General features: G+C 70.6%; 5 protein-coding genes. All 5 read left to right on the top strand.

From position 1 onward, the window contains the following. Positions 1 to 1170, top strand: a 1170-nt coding sequence (serA, locus tag RMO97_RS15185; protein ID WP_310541883.1) for a phosphoglycerate dehydrogenase, incomplete at its 5' end; no start/stop codon positions are given. Positions 1171 to 1208: 38 nt separating this feature from the next. Next, on the top strand, positions 1209 to 1574 hold the full coding sequence (locus RMO97_RS15180) for a hypothetical protein (protein ID WP_310541882.1): 366 nt from the start codon (positions 1209 to 1211) through the stop codon (positions 1572 to 1574). Between the two features lie 71 nt (positions 1575 to 1645). Then, entirely contained in the window at positions 1646 to 2431 is a 786-nt protein-coding gene (locus RMO97_RS15175; protein WP_310541881.1) for a protein imuA, read from the top strand. Continuing rightward, complete coding sequence (locus tag RMO97_RS15170) at positions 2349 to 3869, top strand: DUF6504 family protein (protein ID WP_409035319.1); 1521 nt, start codon at positions 2349 to 2351, stop codon at positions 3867 to 3869. The genes RMO97_RS15175 and RMO97_RS15170 overlap by 83 nt, the downstream gene beginning before the upstream one ends. Then, the coding region (locus RMO97_RS15165) for a PHP domain-containing protein (RefSeq protein WP_310541880.1) at positions 3866 to 4548 on the top strand (683 nt) is incomplete at its 3' end. The genes RMO97_RS15170 and RMO97_RS15165, both read left to right, overlap by 4 nt.

Genomic DNA, 4548 nt, shown 5'->3' with positions numbered 1-4548 from the left:
GTGGAGCTTTACGCCAAGACGCTCGGCCTGATCGGCGCCGGCAATATCGGCGGCATCGTCGCCGACCGCGCCAACGGCCTGAAGATGAAGGTCGTGGCCTACGACCCCTTCCTCTCGGCGGAACGCGCCGTGGAGCTGGGCGTGGAGAAGGTCGAGCTCGACGAGCTGCTGGCCCGCGCCGACGTCATCACCCTGCACACCCCGCTCACCGACAAGACCCGCAACATCCTGTCGGCCGAGGCCCTGGCCAAGGCCAAGAAGGGCGTGCTGATCATCAACTGCGCCCGCGGCGGCCTGGTGGATGAAGCCGCCCTGCGCGCCGGCCTCGACAGCGGCCACATCGGCGGCGCGGGCTTTGACGTCTTCGTGGAGGAGCCGGCCAAGGACAACGTGTTGTTCGGCGCCGAGAACTTCATCGCCACCCCCCACCTGGGCGCCTCGACCATGGAGGCCCAGGAGAACGTGGCCCTGCAGGTCGCCGAGCAGATGAGTGACTACCTGCTCACCGGCGCGGTTTCCAACGCCCTGAACAGCCCCTCGGTCACCGCCGACGAAGCGCCCAAGCTGAAGCCCTTCGTGGCCCTGGCCGAACGCCTTGGCGCCTTCGCCGGCCAGATGGTCGACGTCGAGGTCAAGGCCATCGACATCGCCTATGAGGGCGAGGTCGCCAACCTCAACACCCGTCCCCTGACCGCTGCGGCCCTGGCCGGGGTGATGCGTCCCATGCTGGCGGAGATCAACATGGTCTCGGCGCCGGCCATCGCCCGCGAGCGCGGCATCTCCGTCTCGGAGAGCAAGCAGGACGACAGCCCCATCTATGAGAGCCTGGTGCGGATCACCGTCACCACGGCGATGGGCAAGCGCTCCTTCGCCGGTTCGGTGATGGCGGGCGCCCCGCGCATCATTGAGGTCAAGGGCATGGACCTGGACGCGCCCTTCGGCTCCACCATGCTCTACGTCAACAACCTGGATAAGCCGGGCTTCATCGGCAATCTCGGCGCCGTCCTGGCCGACGCCAATGTCAACATCGCCACCTTCAACCTGGGCCGGGTCTCCGCCGGCGAGGACGCCATCGCCCTGGTGGGCGTCGACCAGGACCCGTCAGAAGCCCTGATCACCAAGATCCGCGCCCTGCCGCACGTGAAGGAAGCCCGCACCCTGCGGTTCTAAAACTTGATCGGCGGCGGCTTCCTGGTGAAGCTGCCGCCATGTCTCGTCCCGAACGACATTCCCACACCGTCCCCGACGGCCGGGCCTACTGGCTGACGCAGAAGCTGTGGGCCGCCGCCGCCGGACTGCCGGTGATCCAGGTCGCCATCGCCGATATCCCGGAATTCGACCGGGACTGCTGGTTCGGAGGACGGGCGCCCAGCCTGCGCGACGTGGCCGGGCACACGCGGCGGATCATGGCGGCCGACCTTTCCTATCCGATCATCTTCTCCGCCGACGGCCGCCTGATGGACGGTGGCCACCGGATCGCGCGCGCTTGGATCGAGGGCCGGACCCAGATCGACGCCGTCCGGTTCACGGTCGATCCCGAGCCGGAAGAAATTCAGCCTGTAGCCGGAAACTGACTCCACCATGGGGTGATTGACTCTTTCTGATCCGAGCCTAGAACAAAATAGGAACAAAGGAACAGGAAGCCATGTCCGGTTTTCGCGATGAGCGGCTCGCCGCTCTCAAGGCGAAGATCGCCACCCTCGAGGCGGGCGGACGGGCTGACTCTGAATCCCTGCCCTTCGGCGATCCCCGGATCGACAGCTGCTTCCTGGACGGTGGTCTCCCGCTCGGCTGCTGGCACGAGTTCGGGGCGGAGGGGATGGAGGCCGAGACCGCCGCCTGCCCCTCCGCCTTCGCCGCCCTGACAGCCGCGCCGCTCGCCAGGCGCGGCGAGGCGGTGTGGATCCTGCGCCGCGACGACCTCTTCGCGCCGGGCCTGGTGGGGCTGGGCTTTCCCGCCGAGCGGCTGATCCAGGTCTGCGCCCGCGACGAGGACGAGGCCCTGGCCGTGGCCGAGGACGCCCTGGCCACCCCCGGCGTCGCCGCCGTCTTCGCCGAGGTGGAGGCCGTCAGCCTGACCGCCGGGAGACGCTTGCAGCTGGCCTGCGAAAAGCGCGGCGCCACCGGCTTCGTGATCCGCAGGCGGCCCTATGGCGGCAAGCTCAAGGGCGCGACCGGCTCGGCCGCGGCCAGCCGCTGGCGGGTGACCCCCGCCGCCAGCGAGCCGGGACCGGGGGAATTTGGACTGGGTCCCCCGCGCTGGGCGGTGACCCTGGAGCGCTGCCGCGGCGGCCGCACCGGCGCCTGGCTGTTCGAGGCGGGCGACGCCTACACCCATGAGGCTTCTGATGGCACGCATCCTCTGCGCCTGGTCGCCCCTCTGGGCGATCTCCAACTGGCGCCGGCGCAACCCCTCCGCCGCGCCGGCTAGCCCTTTCGCCCTGATCGAGTCCGCCAAAGGGACGCGACGTCTGTCGGCCGTGGATCGGGCGGGCCGCAGGTTGGGCCTCTATGTGGGCCAGAAGGCCACCGATGCGGCGGCCATCGCCCCCGAACTGGTCACGGCCGAGGCCGAGCCGGAGGCCGACGCCCTGGCGTTGTCGGCCCTGGTGGACTGGTGCGTCCGCTTCTCGCCGGCCGTCGCCGCCGACGAACCCGCCGGCCTGTTCCTCGACATCAGCGGCGTCGCTCACCTGTGGGGCGGGGAAGAGGTCCTGCTGGCCGATTTCCGCGCCCGGTTGATGGCCAATGGCCTGGCCTTCCGCGTCGCCATCGCCGACACCCCTGGCGCGGCCTGGGCGCTGGCCCACTATGGCGAGGACGGCGCCATCGCCCGGCCCGGACAGCAGATCGGCCTGCTGGCGCCCCTGCCGCCGGCGGCCCTGCGGCTGGAGCCGGAGACCGCCGCCCAGATCGACCGCCTGGGCCTGAAGGCTCTGGCCCAGCTCTTCGACATTCCCCGCGCGCCGCTCGCCCGCCGCTTCGGCATCGAGACCCTGACCCGCATTGACCAGGCCCTAGGGCGTTCCAAGGAGGCGTTGACCTATCGCCGCCCGCCCAATCCCTGGTTCGCCCGCCTGGCCTTCGCCGAGCCGATCAGCGCGCCGGATGACATGGCCCGCGTCGCCTTCGACGTCGCCGCCAAGCTCTGCGCGCGGCTGGAAAAGGAGGGGCAGGGGGCGCGGCGCTTCGAGCTCTGCTTCCACCGCCTGGATGGCCATGTCGCGCTCCTGACCATCGGCCTGTCCCTGGCCGGGCGCGACGCCGCCCGCATCGCCAAGCTGTTCGCGCCGAAGCTGGAGACCGTCGATCCGGGCTTCGGGATCGAGGTTGTGACCCTGGAGGCCTCCGAGGTGGAGCCGGTGTCCGGCCGCCAGGCCCGTCTCGACAGTCTGATCGAGGCCAGCGGCGCCGAGGGCCTCGCGCCCCTCATCGACCGGCTCACCAACCGGCTGGGCGAGGACCGGGTCTGGAGGGCGCGTCCGGTGGAAAGCCACGTCCCCGAACAGTCCGCCGCGCCGGGCGCGCCCATGGCCCCGCCCCTGGCCGGATGGGACCCTGAACGCCCCCGGCCCCTGCGCCTGTTCAGCCGGTCCGAACCCCTGGAACTGGTGATGGCCCCGATCCCCGATGACCCGCCGGTGCAGTTCCGCTGGCGGGGCCAGATGCACCGGGTGCGCCGGGCCGAGGGGCCTGAGCGGATCGGCGAAGAATGGTGGCGCGGCGCAATCGAGGACGCCCGCACCACGCACATCCGCGACTATTACCGGGTGGAAGACGAGGCCGGCGCCCGCTTCTGGCTGTTCCGGGCCGGGATCTACGCCCCAGGTGTCGAGGCCCGGTGGTGGGTGCACGGGCTGTTCGCATGACCCGCTATGTCGAACTCCAGGCCACCACCAACTTCTCCTTCCTGCGGGGCGCGTCGCACCCGCACGAACTGGTGGAGACGGGTGCGGCCCTGGGCCTCGACGCCATTGGCATTGTCGACCGCAACAGCCTGGCCGGTGTGGTGCGCGCCTGGTCGGCGGTGAAGGACCTGGGGAAGCACACGACGTTCCGCGCCTTCACCGGCTGCCGTCTCGATTTCGCCGACGGGACGCCAAGCCTGCTCTGCTACCCCTCAGACCGCGAGGCCTATGGCCGGCTGACCCGCCTGCTCACGGCGGGCCAGCGGCGCTGCCTCAAGGGCGAGTGCGAACTGCACTGGGAGGACTATCTCCTGCACGCCGAGGGCCAGCTCACCCTGGTGGTTGCGCCGCTTCGCCTGGACGCCGAATTCGAGGCCAAGCTGGTGATGATCGCCCAGGCCCTGCGCGGCGCGGTCTGGCTGGCGGCGTCGCGGCCCTATGGCGCGCGGGATCTGCACCGGTTGTCGAAGCTGGCGGCCCTGGCCCAGGCCAGCGGCGCGCCCATGGTGGCCACCAACGACGTTCTCTATCACGGCCCCGAGCGCCGGGCCCTGCAGGACGTGGTCACCTGTATCCGCGAGACCTGCACCATCCACGAGGCCGGCCTGCGCCTGGAGGCCAACGCCGAGCGGCACCTGAA

It is taken from the genome of Phenylobacterium sp. (assembly GCF_031425575.1).
GTDB lineage: Bacteria > Pseudomonadota > Alphaproteobacteria > Caulobacterales > Caulobacteraceae > Phenylobacterium.
The sequence above is the reverse complement of the archived record's forward strand: the minus strand, read 5'-3'. Positions and strand labels throughout refer to the sequence as shown.